Source organism: Azospirillum sp. TSO22-1, from assembly GCF_003116015.1.
In the GTDB taxonomy this organism is placed as follows: Bacteria; Pseudomonadota; Alphaproteobacteria; order Azospirillales; family Azospirillaceae; genus Azospirillum.
In genome coordinates this window covers 1-17,414 of sequence record NZ_LGQZ01000111.1, presented here as the reverse complement: position 1 = coordinate 17,414, position 17,414 = coordinate 1, and the positions used below count along the sequence as shown (strand labels likewise).

Here is a 17,414-nt window from a genome sequence, read left to right as displayed (position 1 = left end):
CGGCGTCCCCCGGTCAGTGCTTCCGCGCGTGGCCGGACGGCCCGCTCGCGTCGCCGAGGATGTAGTCGCGCGGGATCTCGGCAAAGGCGACGACGCGGCCGCCGTTGTCGCGGGCGAACGCCTCGGCGGCCTCGCGGGCCGAGAACGGCACGGCCTCCGGCTGCCCCATGCCGCCCAGGCGCCGGCTGCCGACGACGTAATGCGCGCCGCGCGCCTCAACCCAGCTCTGCGGGCCGGGGTCCCGCCAGCTCTGCGCGCGGCCGATGTCCTGCACGTAGATGGCGCGGATGTCCTTGGGCTCCTCCGGCAGCAGCATGAAGGCGACCGTGTCGCGCACCGAGGAGAACCAGTATGGCTTGTCGCGGCCCTTCACAAAGATCTGCCCCTTCGGGCCGTCGTGATCGAGCACCGCCATGTGGTCGTAATGCCCGATGGCATCCTGGGTCAGGGGCGCCGGCGGCGGCGGAGCGGCATCCTTCTCCTCGCCGCAGGCGGCGAGGGCCAGGACGGCCAGCAGCGGGAGCGCGCGCATCACAACTGCCTCCGGTGAAAGACGAGCTGGGCGAGCACCAGCGGCACGAGGATCCACGCTAGCAGCGCGCCCATCAGCGCCACCGGGCCGACCGCCGCCTGCCGGCTCACCCCGGCCATGCCGGCGAACTGCCGCACCTCCTCGACGCCGGTCAGGTTGAACAGACGGAACGCGTCGGCCGGGTTGAGCAGCAGCAGCCAGCCGAACGCCTCGGCCGACAGCCCCTTGCCCTCGGTCGCCGCGAGGTAGCCGAGAAGGCCGAGGTCGTACAGCAGCACGAAGACCAGCCACACCGCGATGGCGAGGCCGGCCGCCGTGGCGCGCTCACGCACCAGGCTGCTCAGCAGATAGCCGATGGACAGGAACACCGCGCCCAGCAGGACGGACGAGGCGATCAGCGCCCCCATGGCCTGCCAGTCCCCGGTCCCGGTTCCCGGCGCGGCGTAGGCGACCGCCACGGCCGCCACGCCGTAGCCGACGACGGTGGCGATGGCGATCAACGCGGTGTGGCCGAGGAACTTGCCGGCGACGACCTCCCACCGCGCCACCGGGTAGGACAGCAGCAGCAGCATGGTGCCGCGCTCCACCTCGCCCACCAGCGCGTCGAAGGACAGCAGCAGCGCGATCAGCGGCACCAGGAAGATGGTCAGGCTGGCCAGACTGACCACGGTGACGGCGAGGCGCGAGGCGGCGATGTTGCTCCCCGTGGGCGCGGTGCCCAGGAAGGCGAGGCCCAGGGCCAGCGCCGCCATCAGCAGCGTGGTCGCCAGGACCCAGCGGTTGCGCATCCCGTCGCGCACCTCCTTGCCGGCGATGGTGAGGACGGTGCTCATGCCGTGGCCTCCTCGGTCAGCGGGCGTCCGGTGAAGCTGGCGTAGACGTCGTCGAGGCTGGGCGGCACCACCTCCACGTCGTCCACCAGCGTGCCGAGGCCGGCGATGGCGCGCAGCACCTCCATCTTGTCGCGTGGCGCGCAGGCCACGCCCAGCTCGCCCGGCACGCGCTCCAGCACCAGGGATCCCAGCCGGTCGGCCACCGCCGCCGCGTTGCCGTTCACCACCCGCAGCCGGAAGCGGACCGGCAGCCCGGCCTGCTCGCGCAGGGCGCCCAGCGTGCCCAGCCCGACCAGCCGGCCCATGTTCATGATGGCGATGCGGTCGGTGCGCTCCTCCAGCTCGGTCAGCAGGTGCGAGGAGAGCAGGACCGCCGTGCCCTGCGCCTTCAGCTCGGCGACGATGGCATAGAAGCTCTGCCGCAGTTCGGGGTCGAGGCCGGTGGTCGGCTCGTCCAGCAGCAGCAGCCGCGGCGCGCCCAGCAGCGCCTGCGCCAGCCCCAGGCGCTGCCGCATGCCCTTGGAGTAGGTGCCGACGCGACGCGCCGCCGCCGCCTCCAGCCCGACGCGGGCGAGCAGCGCCCGGCATTCCTCCGCCGGACGGCGCTTCAGCCGGGCGTAGAAGCGCAGCGTCTCGAAGCCGGTCATCGCCTCGTAGAAGACGACGCTTTCCGGCAGGAAGCCGACCGACGCCCGGACGTCGCCGGCGGCCTCGGCCGGGTCGCGGCCGAGCACGCGCACCGACCCGCCGTCCGGCCGCACCAGGCCCAGCATCATCTTCATCACGGTGGTCTTGCCCGCCCCGTTGTGGCCGAGCAGGGCCAGCCGCTCGCCGGGCGCGAGGCGCAGGCTCACCCCCTGCACCACGGCGCGCCCGCCGTAGCGCTTGCCGAGCCCCTCCAGGACGACCGCGTCAGCTTCCGCCATGGCCGAGATCCTCCTTGCGCCAGCCGGCCCGCAGCTCGGGCGGGCGCATCAGCGGCGCGGTGTCGACCACCCCGCCCGGGGTGATGGCGGGGAACTGCGACTGCGCCCAGCGCACCACCTGCACCGCCGGGCTGTTGAGCAGCAGCTTGGCGAGCGGCACCGACCACACCACGCGGTCCACCAGATCGTTGGGCCGGTAGGCGGCGTCGGCCAGACCGTCGCCGTTCAGGTCGAAGGCCGGGTTGTCGCTCCAGTAGTTGCCGCGCCCGCCCTCCGACCAGTCGAGGTCGCGGGTGCCGACGTACTTCACCTGGGTCTGGTTCTGGATGAAGGCGTTGCCGGTGATGCGGTTGCGCTCCGACCCCGCGGTGAAGTGGATGCCGATGCCGCAGCCCTCGAACCAGTTGTCGGCAAGGCGGTTCTTGTTGGCGTTGTAGATGAACATGCATTTCTCGCCGTTGCGGCGGACGACGTTGCGCTCGACCACGGACGTGTCGGTGTGGTTGAGCATCAGCCCGTGATGATGGTCGTCCTCCGACAGGTTGTCGCGCACCAGCAGGCGCTGCGAGTACATGAGGGCGTAGCCCACGTCGTTGCCGTAGGAGGCGTTGCGGCTGACCTCGCTGTCGTTGGTGTACATGTAGTGGACGGCGAAGCGCACGTTGGTGAAGCGGTTGCCGGAGAAGACGTTCCTGCGGCTCGACGTGGTGAAGATGCCGTCGCGGCCGAAACTGATGTCGTTGTCGATCACCTTGGCGCCCGGCGCGTTCCACACCTGCACGCCGTTGCCGCGCTGGTTCACGCGGATGTCCTTGCGACCGACGATGACGTTGCGACGGACCGCCGAATTGCCGGCCCCCCAGACGTAGACGCCGACCAGATTGTCCTCCAGGCGGTTGTTCTCGACCACCGCCCCCGTCGCCGTCCGGTCGAGGAACACCCCGGAATTGTGCGCCTCCAGGTCGAGGCCGGAGTTGCGGATCTCCAGCCGGCGCAGGGTGACCTCGGGGGCGGTCACCTTGACGGTGCTCCCCTGCCCCCGCCCGTCGATCACCGCGCCCGGCTCGCCCTCGATGGTGAGCGGCTTGTCGACCACGATCGGGCCGAGGTGCACGCCCGGCTTCAGGCGCAGCACATCGCCCGGTGCGGCCGAGGCGATGGCCTGGACCAGCGCCTCGCCGGGCTCGACGTCGAGGGTGGCCGCCGCCGCTCCCTGGGAGAGGACGGCGGCAAGGACCACAGACAGGAACGGGCCGGTGCGGCGCATCGGCCTACACCGAGCGCGGCTCGACCAGCATGCGCCCGCGCATCTCCATGTGCAGGGCGTGGCAGAACCACTGGCAATAGAACCAGTGCACGCCCGGCCGGTCGGCCCGGAAGGTGACCGAGGCGGTCGCCTGCGGCCCGATCTCGAACGCGATGCCGTAGTTCGAGATGGTGAAGCCGTGACTCAGGTCCTCGACGTCGTCGAGGTTGGTGATGATGACCGTCACCTCCTCGCCCTGCTTCACCGTGAACTTCTCCAGGCTGAAGTTGGGCGCCATCGTGTACATGTACACCCGCACCTTGTCGCCCTTGCGGTAGACGCCCGACGCCTCCTCCAGCTTGACGCCGTCCTCGGCCGCCCAGCGGCGGGCGTCCTCCCAGAACGGGTCGTCGCGTTTCCAGACGTGCACCGTCCGCAGCTTCGAGCGGTGCACGATGGTGGCGTCGTGCGGCTCGGCGTAGGAGGGGCCGTCGTGCACCAGCTTCATCTCGTCGCCGGAGATGTCGATGAGCTGGTCGTTCTCCGGCTTCAGCGGGCCGGCGTTGAGATAGCGGTCTTTGGAGAACTTGTTCAGCGAGATCAGCCACTTGCCGTCTGCCTCCTTGGTCTGGCCCATGGAGGTGTGGTTGTGGCCGGGCTGGTAGTGGACGTCGAGCTTCTGGACGATGGGATCGACCTTCTCGCCCTTGTAGGCGCGGATCGCCTTGTCGATGTTCCACTTGCAGACCTGGCTGTCGATGAACAGCGTGGTGTAGGCGTTGCCGCGCCCGTCGAACGCCGTGTGCAATGGACCCAGGCCCAGCTGCGGCTCGGCGACGATGACGTCGCGCGGCTGGATCTTGTCGTCGAACAAGGCATCCAGCTTGGTGACGTCCATCACCGACACGGTCGGCGACAGCTTGCCGTTGATAACGACGTGCCGCTGGTCGGGTGCCGTGTTGATGCCGTGCGGGCTGTTGGAGATCGGGATGTAGCGGGTGAAGGGCGAGCCGTGGCGGCCGTTCAGCACCGGCACGCCGTTCATCATCTGCCCCTGGCCGGCCTTCACCGCGTCCTCGATGCGCTTGATGTTGAAGACGACGACCCAGTCCTGCTCTTTCGCCGTCATCTCCGCCGAGTTCATGCCCATCTCGGAGTTGTAGCAGGTCGAGAAGCAGTACTTTCCCTGGTAATCGGCATCGACGTTGTCGAGGTTGCCATCGACGATGACCTGCCAGGACACCTTCATGGTCTCGACATCGACGGCGTTGAAGATGGCCAGGTACTTGGACGGCTCGTCGAGGATCTTGCCGTCGTTGGGCATCGGCGCCTCATGTTCGCCGTTGGCGAAGATGTAGCCGGTCTTCGGGTACTTCTGCAGGCGCAGGCCGTGGATGTCGTGGGCGTTCGGGATCTCGACGATCTTGTCGCACTTCATCACGTCGCCGCGGATGCGGCAGATGCGCGTGTTCGCCTTGTCGTTGGCTATGATGTAGCGGCCGTCGTAGGTGCCGTCGGTGAAGGTCATGTGCGGGTGGTGCAGGTCGCCGTTCAGATAGGTGCCGCCGCGCGTCTTCAGGAACTCCCTGGTCTCCGGCAGCATGTCCTGGGTCAGCACCCGCAGGCTCTCGTTGGTCTGGCCCCAGCCGGTGGCGCTGTCGCGGTTGAACACCGGCACCCGCATGATCTCGCGCATCGACGGCAGTCCGACGAGGCGCAGCTCGCCCGACTGGCCGCTGGAGAAGAACACCATGAACTCGTCGAGCTGGCCCGGCTCGACCGCCGCGCTCTGGCCGCCGCGCGCCGGCGCGGTCGCCGCCTGCGCCTCGGGCGCGCCGCCCTTGTGCAGTGCCAGCCCGCCGGCGGCGACGCCGGTCCCCGCCAGCCCGGCCAGGGTCGCGAGCTTCGCCGAACTGCCGAGCAGGTCGCGGCGCGAAAAGCCGCCGTTGGTCCTATCCCCCTTCGACATGGTCATGTCCCTCCTGAGTTTGGCGTCCGCCCGGGCGGGGCGGTGGTCACCCCTCCGGCGACGAGCGGGTTGTCCGGGTCGTCGGTCTGCCGGAGCGGCGGTTCGGCGGTGCGGTGCGGCAGCGCCGGTTTCAGCGCCTGGGCGCGTTCGCGCTTCAGGCGCCGCTGGATCATGTGCGGGCAGCGCTGCTCGTCCCAGTACAGGGTCTGGCAGTGCATGCAGTTGATGCACTCGTTGGGATTGATGTTGCCCTCGGGATGGATGCTCTGGACCGGGCACTCGACGCCGCAGCGCTGGCAGGGCGAGCCGCACTCCTTGTGCCGCTTCAGCCACTCGAACATCCGGAGCCGCGCCGGGATCGCCAGTGCCGCACCCAGCGGGCACAGGTAGCGGCAGTAGAAGCGCTCGACGAACAGCCCGGCCGCGAGCAGCGCCGCGACGTAGGCGACGAACGGCCAGTCGCGGTCGAACTTGAGGATGATGGCGGTCTTGAACGGCTCCTCCTCGGCCAGCACCTCGGCCTGCGCCAGCGAGTGCAGGGAGACGCCGAACAACCCCAGGAAGACGATGTACTTGAGCGGCCACAGCCGTTCGTGCAGGCCCCAGGAGGGGCGGAGCTGCGGCACCTTGAGCCGGCGCGCCGCCATGTTGAGGAATTCCTGGAGCGCCCCGAACGGGCACAGCCAGCCGCAGAAGGCGCCGCGCCCCCAGAACAGCAGCGCCGCCGCCACCGCCGCCCACAGGATGAACAGCATCGGGTCCATCAAGAAGTACGACCAGCTGAAGTTGGTGACCAGCGCGTTCGCCACCGTCAGGATGTTGACCACCGAGAGCTGCGCGTTCGCCCACCAGCCGAGCCAGAGCAGCGTCCAGGCCAGGAACAGCGTACGCACCCACCACGTCAGGCGGGGCCGCCGGGTGAGCTGGTTCTGGAAGAAGAAGATGCCGGTCAGCACCGCCAGCCCGACGCACAGGATGACGATGTCCATCATGCGGTCCCGCCAGATCCGCTGCCACAGCGCGCTCTGCCCGTCCTCGGCATCGAGATCCTGGGCTGTCTCGGCCGGTGGCGCGACCGCCGCCGTGGGGGCGACCGCCGGGGGAGGTGGGAGCGGTCGCGCGGCCAAGTGCTGTTCGGGCAGCTCGTAAGGCAGTTCCACCGTGACGAACACGCGGTCCAGCGCGCCGACCTGCCGCTGGACGAGCAGTTGCAGCCGCCAGGGGTCCACGGCGCTGAAGTCCGCTCCCTTGGGGATGACGAACAGCCCGATCTCGGCGAAGCGGGGGGCGTCCGGCGAGGCGAGGTCGCCGATGCGCTCGTAGTCGCGGTCGCGGAAGCGGACGGCGTTCGCCTCCTGCAGCAGTTCGATGCGGTCGAAGATGCCGCCGCGCACGAAGCCCGAGCCGCGGAAGGAATAGCGCCCGTTCGCCATCACCAGGATGGCGCTCTGCCCCTCCTCCAGCCGGCCGCGCAACGCCGCGTAGCCCGCCTCGCCCAGCAGCGAGCGGCCGATCACCGGCACGCTGGCCTGGGCGGCATAGAGGTCGATGAAGGTCTCTTCCGGCGCGCCGCGCTCCGGGCGCTCGGCGGCGCGCGGGTCGCCGGCGCGCTCGAACGCCGCGTTCGCGTCGCCGACGCTCAGATGCAGGCGCCGCACCGAGCCATTGCCGAGCAGTTCCTCCCAATTCTGTGTACCGGCCCGGTCCAGGGCGATGGTGCGGGGCGCGGCGGTCGCCGCCAAAGCGCCGGGCGTCGCCGCGTAAGGGCCGAGCCCGCGGGCGCGGGCGAGCTTGATGGCGCCGCGCACCATGGTGTCGCCGATCACCAGAACGGTGACCGTGGCGCCGCTGACGATGTCCACCCGCGGCCGGTCGCGCGTCGAGGCGGCCTGGAGCGGGTTGAAGCCGACGTGGCCGGCGATGTACTCCGCCACCCGCTTCTCGGGGATGCCGATCAGCACGATGGGCTCGGAGTGCTTCAACAGTTTGGCGCCGACGATCCTGCCGGTGCTGTCCATGCCGACCGCCACGTGGATCGGCTTGCCCGAGTAGCCGGTGGCGTTGACCACGTCGGAGTTCATGAAGACGAAGCCCAGCGCCTTGCCCTGGGCATCGAGGGCGGCCGCGGCCGGCGGTGTTCCCTCGACGGGGCCGAGCTTGGCAGCGTTCGGAAATACTTCGGCAAGTGGAATTTGCCCAAGAAATTGGGCGAGGTTGCTGCGGTCCTGCGCCCGGGCAGGGTAATTGATAAACATCAATTGTGCGGCCGCGACTGCCGCCAGCAACAGCAATGCGGCGGCGCGACCGCGCATGGCTCCTCCCCCGTCTTATAATAATTGATTTCGACTGCGAACGAAAATGGATGGATGCTCGAAGTAAGAACAAGGTCACCGCGTGCTGTTGTCCATGCACCTTCGTGGGTACCCCCAAAGGAGCGTGGAACAGGCACCCCGCGGGGCGCTATCCGGAAGCGAGAAGGAGCGGAGGCATGAGCGACGCGATCAATCCCGACTTTCCCATCGAGCCCATCCGCACGGTGGAAGACCTGATGGATCTCGCCTCCGGCATGGAGCAGGACGCCGCCGTCCGCTACGAGCAGTTGGCGGAAGCGATGGACCGGCGGGACGAGGCGGCGCTCGCCAAGCTCTTCCGCGAACTGGCCGCGCTGGAGCGCGGGCATGTGGAGGGCATCGCCCGCTGGGCCGCGCGCGACGGCCTGCGCCGCCCGGAGCCGGCGCACTTCACCTGGCGCCTGCCGGAGACCTTCGGCGACGAGGCCGAAGGCGCCGCGGCGCATATCCTGACGCCGTACGAGGCGCTGGCGGTCGCCGTGCGCAACGAGGAGCGGGCCTTCGCCTTCTACACCTACGTCTCCGCCATGGCGGACGGCGAGGTGCAGCGCCGGGCGGAATCCCTGGCGCGGGAGGAATTGAACCACGTGGCGCTTCTGCGCGACTGGCGCCGCCGCGCCTACCATGCGGCGCGGCCGGCGCGGCAGCGGGACCTGCCCGGCTCGCTGGAGGAACTGCGCGCGCTGGCCGTCGGCCTGGAGCACGCGGCGGCGGACGTGGACGAGGCGGCGGCGGCGTCGCTCGACGGCGGCGGCTACCCGGAGGCGGCGAGCCTCGTGCGCCACGCGGCTGAACAGGCCCGGCAACGGGCGGCGGCGCTTGCTCCCGCACCCCGGGAACCGGCGCCGGGCACCGCTGCCGCCGAAGGGGCGCGTGCCGCCGGCCTCCTGCATCCGGGTGCGCTGACGCCCTCGGGCGCCTTGCGCCTCTCGCTGCGCAACGCCGAGGAGATCGTCTCCCTCTATCTGGAGACCGCGGAGCGCGCCACCGACCAGCGGCTGCTGGAGGAGACGCAACGTCTGGCGGAGCAGGCCATGGGCCGCTTGGCCCTCGTCCGGTCGCTGATGCCCGATCTGGACGAGGGGTGAGGCCGGCTGGTGCCGGTCCGGTCGCCGCCTACACCCGCTGGCGGTCGTAGGAGCGGTGGCCGCTGACCTCCTCTCCCGCGTCGGCCGCCAGCGGCAGGAAGAACAGCGCCGCCGAGGCCGCCAGCAGCCCGACCGTCGCGAAGGCGGCGCCGAAGTCGTCCGGCGTCGACGCGACGCCGGGGTGCCGGATCTGCATGAGGTGCAGGATCAGCGCGCCGGTCGCCACGCCCAGGCTGAGCGAGACCTGCTGCATGACGCTGGACAGCGTGTTGGCCCCGCTCATGCGGTCGTCGGGCATGTCGGCGTAGGCCAGCGTGTTGATTCCGGTGAACTGCAGCGAGCGGAAGAAGCCGCCCAGCAGCAGCGCCGCCAGGATGACCGCGTGCGGCGTGTCGGGCCGGAACAGGCCGTAGCCCGTGAGAATGGCGCCGCTCAGCAGCGCGTTGCCGATCAGCAGCCGGCGGAATCCGACGCGCCGCAGGATCGGCCCGGCCAGCGCCTTCATGGTGAGTGCACCCGCCGCGCTGGCGAAGGTCAGGCTGCCGGACTCGAAGGGCGTCATGCCGAAGCCGACCTGGAACAGCATCGGCAGCAGAAAGGGGGTGGCGCCGATGCCCATGCGGAACAGCGTGCCGCCGGTGATCGTCGCGGCGTAGGTCGGAATGCGCAGCAGCGACGGGTCGAGCACCGGCCGCGTCCGGCCCCGCGCGCGCCGCATGTAGAGGGCGACGCACAGCGCCGCCGCGGCGAGCGCCCCGGCAATCGCTTCCGGCGCGACCACGCCGCGCCCGACGTTTTCGAACCCGAAGATCAGCCCGGCGAGCCCCGCCCCGCTCAGCGCGAGGCCCGGAAGGTCGAGCGGGCCGGGATCCTGCTCGCGTATGTCCGGCACGTAGGCGCGCGCCAGCGCGAAGCCCAGAAGGCCGATCGGCACGTTGACGAAGAAGATCCACCGCCAGGAGACGTAGGTGGTGATGAAGCCGCCGACCAGTGGCCCGATGGCCGGTCCGACCAGCGCCGGCATGGTCACCGTGCTCATTGCCCGCACCAGCCGCGCCCGCGGCACGCTGCGCAGAACCACCAGACGGCCGACGGGGACCATCAGCGCGCCACCCAATCCCTGCACCATCCGCGCGGCGACCAGCGTCGTCAGGTCCTGCGCGAGGCCGCACAGCACCGAGCCCAGTGTGAAGACGACGATGGCGGAGCCGAACACGCGCCGCGCGCCGAAGCGGTCGGCCATCCAGCCGCTGACCGGCAGGAACACCGCGAGGCTCAGCATGTACGACGTCATCGCCGCGCTGAGCTGCAGCGGGTCCTCCCCCAGCGACCGCGCGATGTCCGGCAGCGCGGTGGCGACCACGGTCGCGTCGAGGTTCTCCATGAACAGCGCGCAGGCGACGATGAGCGGAACGAGCACCGTCCCGCGCAAGGTGGAGTCAGTGTGCATGCCAGCCAATGTGGCACACCCCAGACGCCGCACCAGAGCCGACGGAGTCGGGACTGCCATGCGCGGGGCAGCAAGAGCACGCCAGTCTTCATCGCCGTCGCGACTTCCTCCTGGCAGTGTCCGCGGCTGCGCTTATCTCATCGTCATTCGCAAGGCGGTCCCGGCCCCCTGCCCTATCCCAATCCACTGCCGGCGGACTGAACGAGCATGGAAACATTCGACGACGTGCGGGTCGACCGCACCACCCTCGAGGACTTCATCACGGCGCTGCTGGCCAAGGGCGGTGCCGCGGAGGACGGGGCGCGGGCCACCGCCCGCGCGGTGGTCGACGCCTCGGCCCGCGGCTTCGACACCCACGGCGTGCGGCTGGTGCCGCACTACGCCGCCACGCTGGCGGCCGGCCGCATCAACCCGAACCCGGTCCTGCGCTTCACCCGGCAGGCCGCCGCGGCAGGGCACTTGGACGCCGACAATGGCTTCGGCCACCTGCCCAGCTACCGTGCCATCGACGAGGCCATCGCCATGGCCGACGAGGCCGGTATCGCCGCAGTGGCGGTGGCGCGCTCCTCGCACCATGGGGCGACGGGCTGCTACACTATGGCCGCGGCGAAGCGGGGCTACGCCGCCATCGGCATGACCCACGCCGACGCCATCGTGGTGCCGCACGACGGCGTCAAGCCGTTCCACGGCACCAATCCGATCAGCTTCGCCATGCCGGTGGAGGGCGAGGAGCCGATGCTGCTGGACATGGCGACCAGCAGCATCCCGCTGAACCGTGTCTTCCTGCGCCGCGCCACCGGCCAGCCGCTGCCGCCCGAGGTGGCGGTGGACGAGGCGGGCGCCGTCACCACCGACCCGCACGCGGCGACGGCGTTGCTGCCGCTGGGCGGCACCGTCTACGGCTACAAGGGGGCCGGGCTGGCGGCGGTGGTCGACGTGCTGTGCTCCGTCTTCACCGGCATGCGGCACGGCGCGGCGCTGCCGGCCTTCGCCGGACCCGACCTGTCGCAGCCGGCGAACCTCGGCCACTTCTTCATCGTGCTGCGGCCCGACGTCTTCCGGCCGCTGGCGGAGATCAACGGCCGGATGGCGGCGTTCCTCGCCGACCTGCGCGGCCAGCCGGCCAAGCCCGGCACCCGCGTCATGGCGCCCGGCGACCCCGAACGCCCGCTGCAGGAGGACCGGCGGCACCACGGCATCCCCGTCGACCTGACGACGTGGGCCTCGCTGCGCGACCTCGCGACGCGCCATGGCTGCGCGATCCCGGAGCCGATGGGGCGGTGATGGACGTGGAGCCCGCGAGAAGTGCCGGCCGGATCAGCCGGCCTCGGCCGTCGAGGACGCGCGCCACAGGTTGATGTCGGAGTCCACCGCGTGGACGTCGATCTCCGCGAGTTCCTCCGGCGTGAAGGACAGGGTGTCGAGCGCGTCCAACGAGTTGTCGAGCTGCTCGACCGTCCGCGCGCCGATCAGCGCCGAGGTGACGCGCGGGTCGCGCAGCACCCAGGCGATGGCCATCTGCGCCAGCGTCTGGCCGCGCCGCTTGGCGATGGCGTCGAGGGCGCGGACGCGCGCCAGGTTCTCGGGCGACAGGAAATGCGCCCGCAGCGTTCCGCCCTTGGCGGCACGGGCGTCGGTCGGCTGCGCGTCCAGGTACTTCGCGGTCAGCATGCCCTGCGCCAGCGGCGAGAAGGCGATGCAGCCCATGCCCAGCTCGTCCAGCGTGTCGAGCAGTCCGCCCTCGATCCAGCGGTTCAGCATGGAATAGCTGGGCTGGTGGATCAGGCACGGCGTGCCGAGCTGCTTCAGGATCCCGGCGGCGCGGCGCGTCATGTCGGGCGAATAGGAGGAGATGCCGACGTACAGCGCCTTGCCCTGGCGGACGATGTGGTCGAGCGCGCCCATCGTCTCCTCCAGCGGGGTACGGGGATCGACGCGGTGCGAATAGAAGACGTCGACGTACTCCAGCCCCATCCGCTTCAGGCTCTGGTCCAGGCTGGAGACCAGGTACTTGCGCGATCCCCAGTTGCCGTAGGGGCCGGGCCACATCTCGTAGCCGGCCTTGGTGGAGACGACGATCTGGTCGCGGTAGGGGCGGAAGTCAGTGGCGAGGACGCGGCCGAAATTCTCCTCCGCCGATCCCGGCGGCGGGCCGTAGTTGTTGGCGAGGTCGAAATGCGTGACCCCGCGGTCGAAGGCCCGGCGCAGCACGGCGCGCCCGGTGGCGAAGGCGTCGGTGCCGCCGAAGTTCTGCCACAGCCCCAGCGAAATGGCCGGCAGGTCGAGCCCGCTGCGCCCGCACCGGCGGTAGCTCATGCGCTCGTAGCGGGACGCGTCGGCGAGATAGGGCGGCTGCATGACGGGCTCCGAATAAGTGATATATTAGTATAGATCGCCAACGCGGCGCCGCGCAACCCCCTGGCAATGTCCGGGGCGACGATGCCGGTCATGCCGATGTCCATCACCGCATGCTCTCCGCAAGATCGAGGAACCCCCGGACCACGGGGGTATCGTCGTCGCGCCGATACGTCAGATAACAGCGGATCAGCGGGGCCGGACCGTCGATGGGGACCTGTACGAGTTCGGCCCCGCCCAGCCCGGCGAAGCTCTCCGGCGCCAGGGCGATGCCGGCATCGGCCAGGACCATGCCGACCACCGTCGGGAAGTTCGGGCATTCGGCGCCGAGGAGTGGCGTGAAACCCTGCGTGCGGCAGAGCGCGTTGACCTCGTCCACATGTTCGGGTGCCATGGCGCGCGGCGGCAGGATCCAGCGTTCCTCCCGCAGCCGCCCGAGGGGCAACGCCACCTCGCCCGCCAGGGCGTGCCAGCGCGGCAGCACGACCCGCATGGGCTCGACGCCGATAAGACGCTGCACCAGCTGCGGATCTCCGGTGGAAAAGTTGCTGAAGCCCACGTCGATGCGCCGGTCGAGCAGGGCGCCCTCCTGCTCGCCGCTCGGCACGCTGTCGATCACCACCTCGACCTCCGGCCGCCGGGTGCGGAAGGCGCGGATCAGGGCCGGGACTTGGTTGTAGAGCGACGGAACGCTGAGCCCGAGGCGCAGCCGTCCGACCTCGCCGGCGAAGCCGCGCTGCGCCTCCTCCATCGCTTCCTCGACGGCGGCCAGCGCGCGGCGGGCCTGCGGTAGGAAGAGCGCGCCGGCCGGCGTCAGCGCCACGGCGGAGCGCGTGCGGTCGAACAACCGCTGGCTGAGCAGATCCTCCAACCGCTTCAGCAATTGGCTGACGGCCGGCTGGCTCATGCCCAGCCGCTCCGCGGTGCGGCCGAAATTGCCGATGTCGGCCAGCGTCACGAAGCAGCGCAGATGCCGAAGCTCCAGTCCGCTCATAAGTTCACCTTATTATAGCTGACCCAATCATTATTGGACTGATGACGGCGTGTCGATGGATTCTGTTCCGCCGCAGCCGTGCCGGAACCGGCCATGCGGCGATTAGTCCACACACCCCCTCGGAATCCGGCATGTCCGCCACGGACGACACGATGATCGGCATTTCCCGCAGAAAGACGGCCCGCCACCTGCTGACGCGCCGGCAGCTGCGCGAGGTGATGGCCCTCACCCCCCAGCCGTCCTTCCGCATCGCGCTGATCGCCGGGGCGCAGGCTGCCCTGTCCGTGCTGGCGGCGACGCTGCTGATCGGCGCGAGCCCTTGGTCGCACCTGATCGGGTTTCCGGCGCTTGGGGCGCTGGCGTCGCTGTTCGGCCGCTACGCGCCCGCGCGGCGGCGCGCGACGATCGTGACGGTCTGCGCCGCGCTGCTGACGGGCGGCGTGCTGCTGTCCTCGCTGGCCTCCTGGGCCGGTGCGTCGCCGGCGGAGCAATTGCTGCTGCTCGCCCTCATCGCCGGGGGTGCGACGCTCGCCATCGCCCACTGGCGGCTCGGCGTGCCCGGCGCCATCATCGTCACCTTCGCGTCGGCGGGTGCGCTGGGGCCGGCCGCCTCCTGGCACGTGGTGGCCGAGCAAACCCTCGCCACCGCCGCAGGAGGTGTCGTGGCCTGGGTGGTCTGCCGGATGACCGACCGGCTGCGTTCCGCCGAACTCGATGGACTGACCGTGCCGTCCGCGCCGCACCGGCCGTTCGGCCATGAGGTGATCGCGGCCGGCCGCATCGCGGCGGGCACCGCGACGGCGGCGCTCATCGCGCAGGCGGTCGGGTGGCCGCACCCCTCCTGGGCCGCCATCGGTGCCATGGCCGTTCTGCAGGGGAGCCATCTGCACGTGACCATGAGCCGCGCCCTGCAACGCATGGCGGGGACCCTGGTCGGCGTCTTCATCGCTTGGGCGGTGCTGACGCAGGCGCCGCCACTGTGGGGGCTGATCGCGGCGGTCGTCCTGTTTCAGTTCATCACGGAAGTGGTGATCGGGTACAATTACGCCCTTGGCCAGATCACCGTGACTCCCATGGCGCTGATCATGACTTACGTCGCCGCACCCGCCACGGCGGTCGACATGCCGGTGGAACGGGCGCTCGAGACCGTCCTCGGTGTGGCCCTGGGCATCGCGTTCGCCGTGTTGTTCTCGACGGCCGACGACCGCGTCCATCTCGCCCGGCACCGGGAGAGGCCGCGGTCGGCGTGAGGGATCGCCGGCAGGTCAGCCCTCGAAGGTCGCCCGGTGGCTCTCCAGCATGACGTCGTCCAGGCGGCGGCCGGGGGTGAAGCCGGCCAGGCCGGGCGGAACCGCGACGCCGGCCGGCAGGCGCGGGCAGGGTTCGCCGGCGCCGATCACCTGTGCGACCGGGAAGCGGACGGCGTAGATCGGCAGGGCGTAGTCCGCCTCGTCGTCGCCGATGCCCTTGCTGCGGACCTTGGCGCTGGCCTCCTCGATCTCCATGCCGACGACCATCGTCGCCTTCAGTTCCTGCTCCGTGCTCGGGCGCAGCTCGGCGGCGCGGCCGGGATAGAAACGGTCGATCATGGAGTCGAGCGCCCGGGCCTTGGCCGCGGGATCGTCGACGACGCGCGCCGTGCCGAAGCACATCGCCGACCGGTAATCGACCGAGTGGTTGAACCCGCTGCGGGCGAGCACGAGGCTGTCGAGATGCGTCACCGTGAGGCAGACCGGAAGCCCGTCCCTCTGGGTCCGCAGCATCCGGCTGGCCGAGGAGCCGTGCCAGTAGAGATGCCCGCCCACGCGCCAGAAGGCGGTCGGGGTGCAATAGGGCTGTCCGTCGATGACGTAGGCGATGTGGCAGAGCATCGCCGCGTCGAGGATGGCGTGCACGGACGCGTGGTCGTAGCGGCCCCGCTCGTGCAGGCGCTTCACCCGGTTGCGGTCGGTGACGGGATAGGCGTCGGACATCGGTCTGGTCTCCGGACAGGGGTGGACGGCACGGCGATTTGACCCTATGCATTGGACCGGCGCGAGGGCCAATCCTGCGCACAGTGACCGGACCAATATCCGTGGCCGCCGACCTTTCCGACCTGATGCTGGTGCCGCTCGACCGCGACAGCCCGGTGCCGGTGCTGCGCCAGCTCTATCTCGAACTGCGCCGTGCCATCCTCGCCGGCGCGGTCCCGCCCGGCGGCCGGTTGCCGCCGACCCGGACGCTGGCGACCCGGCTCGGCCTCGCCCGCAACACGGTCGTCGCGGCGTACGAACAGCTGCTGGCCGAAGGTTTCATCGAGGGGCGGGTCGGCGCGGGCAGCTTCGTGTCGCGCGACCTGCCGGATGCGCCGGCGTCTCCGCCGGCGGTGGCCGGTGCCCCTCCCCCGCCCGTTCCGCCGGCCAGCCGCCGCTTCGCCGGCGCGCAGGCGCACACCGGAACGTTCGGGACCGTTCCCTTCAACACCGGTCGTTGCACGCTGGACGAACGCACCCTGCAGGTCTGGCGCAGCCTGACTCTGCGGCGCCTGCAGCGGCCCGACCCGGCGTGGCTGGGCTATGCGGATCCGGCCGGGCCACCGGCGCTGCGCCAGGCCATCGCCCGCTATCTGCGCACCAGCCGGGCGGTGCGCTGCGAGCCGGAACAGGTGGTGGTGACCACCGGCGCCCAGCAGGCGATCGATTTGATGCTGCGCGTGCTGCTCGACCCCGGCGACCGGGTCTGGCTGGAGGACCCGTGCTATCCGGCGGTCCGCGCGGCGCTGGCCGCCGCCGACGCCCGTGTCGTGCCGGTCCGCGTCGATGCGCAGGGAATGGACGTGGCGGCAGGCATCGCGGCCTCGCCACAGGCGCGGATGGCCTATGTCACGCCGTCCTCGCAGTATCCGCTGGGCGTGGTGCTGTCCATGGCGCGGCGGCTGGAGCTGCTGGCGTGGGCGCGGCGAAGCGGGGCGTGGGTGCTGGAGGACGACTACGACAGCGAATTCCGCTACGCCGGACGGCCGCTGGCATCCTTGCAGGGGATCGACGAGGGCGGCCGGGTCATCTACATCGGCACCTTCAACAAGGCGCTGTTCCCCGGGCTGCGCCTCGGCTACGCCGTGGTGCCGCGGGAGTTGCTGGAGCCCGTGCTGGCGGCCCGGCTGCTGTCCGACTGGCATCCCGCCGCCTTGCAGGCCGGGGTGGTGGCGGACTTTCTGGAGGAAGGCCACTTCGCTCCGCACCTGCGCCGGATGCGGCAGCGCTATCTGGCGGCGCGGGATGCGCTGGTGGCGGCCTTGCGGGAGAATCTCGCCGACCGGATGGAGGTCGAGGCGCCGGAGCAGGGAATGAAGCTGCTGGCCCGACTGCGTCCGGGCCTGTCGGACCTCGCTGTGTCGGCCGTCGCGGCGCGGCGCGGCCTGATCGCCCGACCGGTCAGTCCGATGTTCATCGCGGCTCCACCGGTGCAGGGATTGATGCTCGGCTTCTCCGGCCACGAGCCGGGCGCCCTTTGCTGGGCCGCCAGGGAACTGGCGGCCGCCTTGGCCGAGAGCGATGAACGGCTCCTGAGCCCCTCCCCCAGCGGGGCTGGGGGAGGGTTATGACTTACCCCGCCGTCAACCCCCTGAGCTGGCGGTTTGCGACGGCGAGCATGGCGAGGTCGACGTTGGCCTGGGTGCGCAGCTCGGAGA

General features: G+C 70.7%; 14 protein-coding genes. 4 read left to right on the top strand and 10 right to left on the bottom strand.

Annotation, left to right across the window (positions count from 1 at the left end):
* Positions 1–13 precede the first annotated feature (13 nt).
* Genes TSO221_RS26155 through TSO221_RS26130 form a run of 6 tightly spaced genes read right to left on the bottom strand, consistent with a single transcriptional unit; the run spans position 14 to position 7,761 of the window.
* Complete coding sequence (locus TSO221_RS26155) at positions 14–532, bottom strand: nitrous oxide reductase accessory protein NosL (protein WP_109121453.1); 519 nt, start codon at positions 530–532, stop codon at positions 14–16.
* Positions 532–1,365, bottom strand: a complete 834-nt coding sequence (locus TSO221_RS26150) for an ABC transporter permease subunit (protein ID WP_109121452.1) — start codon at positions 1,363–1,365, stop codon at positions 532–534. Before TSO221_RS26150 ends, TSO221_RS26155 begins: the two co-directional genes overlap by 1 nt.
* Complete coding sequence (locus TSO221_RS26145) at positions 1,362–2,291, bottom strand: ABC transporter ATP-binding protein (RefSeq protein ID WP_109121451.1); 930 nt, start codon at positions 2,289–2,291, stop codon at positions 1,362–1,364. The genes TSO221_RS26150 and TSO221_RS26145 overlap by 4 nt, the downstream gene beginning before the upstream one ends.
* A complete protein-coding gene (locus tag TSO221_RS26140; RefSeq protein WP_109121450.1) occupies positions 2,278–3,558 on the bottom strand; it encodes a nitrous oxide reductase family maturation protein NosD in 1,281 nt (426 codons plus the stop codon). Before TSO221_RS26140 ends, TSO221_RS26145 begins: the two co-directional genes overlap by 14 nt.
* 4 nt (positions 3,559–3,562) lie before the next feature.
* On the bottom strand, positions 3,563–5,512 hold the full coding sequence (nosZ, locus tag TSO221_RS26135; RefSeq protein WP_348770294.1) for a TAT-dependent nitrous-oxide reductase: 1,950 nt from the start codon (positions 5,510–5,512) through the stop codon (positions 3,563–3,565).
* A complete protein-coding gene (locus TSO221_RS26130) occupies positions 5,509–7,761 on the bottom strand; it encodes a NosR/NirI family protein (protein WP_109121469.1) in 2,253 nt (750 codons plus the stop codon). The genes nosZ and TSO221_RS26130 overlap by 4 nt, the downstream gene beginning before the upstream one ends.
* A gap of 233 nt (positions 7,762–7,994) precedes the next feature.
* Between TSO221_RS26130 and TSO221_RS26125 the strand changes: the two genes are divergently transcribed.
* On the top strand, positions 7,995–8,945 hold the full coding sequence (locus TSO221_RS26125; RefSeq protein WP_158284222.1) for a ferritin family protein: 951 nt from the start codon (positions 7,995–7,997) through the stop codon (positions 8,943–8,945).
* Between the two features lie 28 nt (positions 8,946–8,973).
* On the opposite strand, the gene TSO221_RS26120 is transcribed toward TSO221_RS26125, so the two are convergent.
* The gene (locus TSO221_RS26120; RefSeq protein ID WP_109121447.1) at positions 8,974–10,395 is read right to left on the bottom strand and encodes a DHA2 family efflux MFS transporter permease subunit; all 1,422 of its coding nucleotides are present in this window, start codon (positions 10,393–10,395) and stop codon (positions 8,974–8,976) included.
* Positions 10,396–10,602: 207 nt separating this feature from the next.
* Here TSO221_RS26120 and TSO221_RS26115 point away from each other — a divergent pair, with 207 nt between their 5' ends.
* Positions 10,603–11,679 (top strand): Ldh family oxidoreductase, encoded by a 1,077-nt coding sequence (locus TSO221_RS26115; RefSeq protein WP_109121446.1) that lies wholly within the window; start codon positions 10,603–10,605, stop codon positions 11,677–11,679.
* A gap of 33 nt (positions 11,680–11,712) precedes the next feature.
* Here TSO221_RS26115 and mgrA read toward each other — a convergent pair whose 3' ends face one another.
* Entirely contained in the window at positions 11,713–12,753 is a 1,041-nt protein-coding gene (gene mgrA, locus TSO221_RS26110) for an L-glyceraldehyde 3-phosphate reductase (protein ID WP_109121445.1), read from the bottom strand.
* A gap of 103 nt (positions 12,754–12,856) precedes the next feature.
* Complete coding sequence (locus TSO221_RS26105; protein WP_109121444.1) at positions 12,857–13,744, bottom strand: LysR family transcriptional regulator; 888 nt, start codon at positions 13,742–13,744, stop codon at positions 12,857–12,859.
* Between the two features lie 131 nt (positions 13,745–13,875).
* Between TSO221_RS26105 and TSO221_RS26100 the strand changes: the two genes are divergently transcribed.
* A complete protein-coding gene (locus TSO221_RS26100; RefSeq protein WP_109121443.1) occupies positions 13,876–14,994 on the top strand; it encodes an FUSC family protein in 1,119 nt (372 codons plus the stop codon).
* 15 nt (positions 14,995–15,009) lie between these two features.
* Here TSO221_RS26100 and TSO221_RS26095 read toward each other — a convergent pair whose 3' ends face one another.
* Positions 15,010–15,717, bottom strand: a complete 708-nt coding sequence (locus TSO221_RS26095) for a pyridoxamine 5'-phosphate oxidase family protein (protein ID WP_109121442.1) — start codon at positions 15,715–15,717, stop codon at positions 15,010–15,012.
* A gap of 101 nt (positions 15,718–15,818) precedes the next feature.
* On the opposite strand from TSO221_RS26095, the gene TSO221_RS26090 reads away from it, so the two are divergent.
* Complete coding sequence (locus tag TSO221_RS26090) at positions 15,819–17,327, top strand: PLP-dependent aminotransferase family protein (protein WP_109121441.1); 1,509 nt, start codon at positions 15,819–15,821, stop codon at positions 17,325–17,327.
* Positions 17,328–17,414 lie beyond the last annotated feature (87 nt).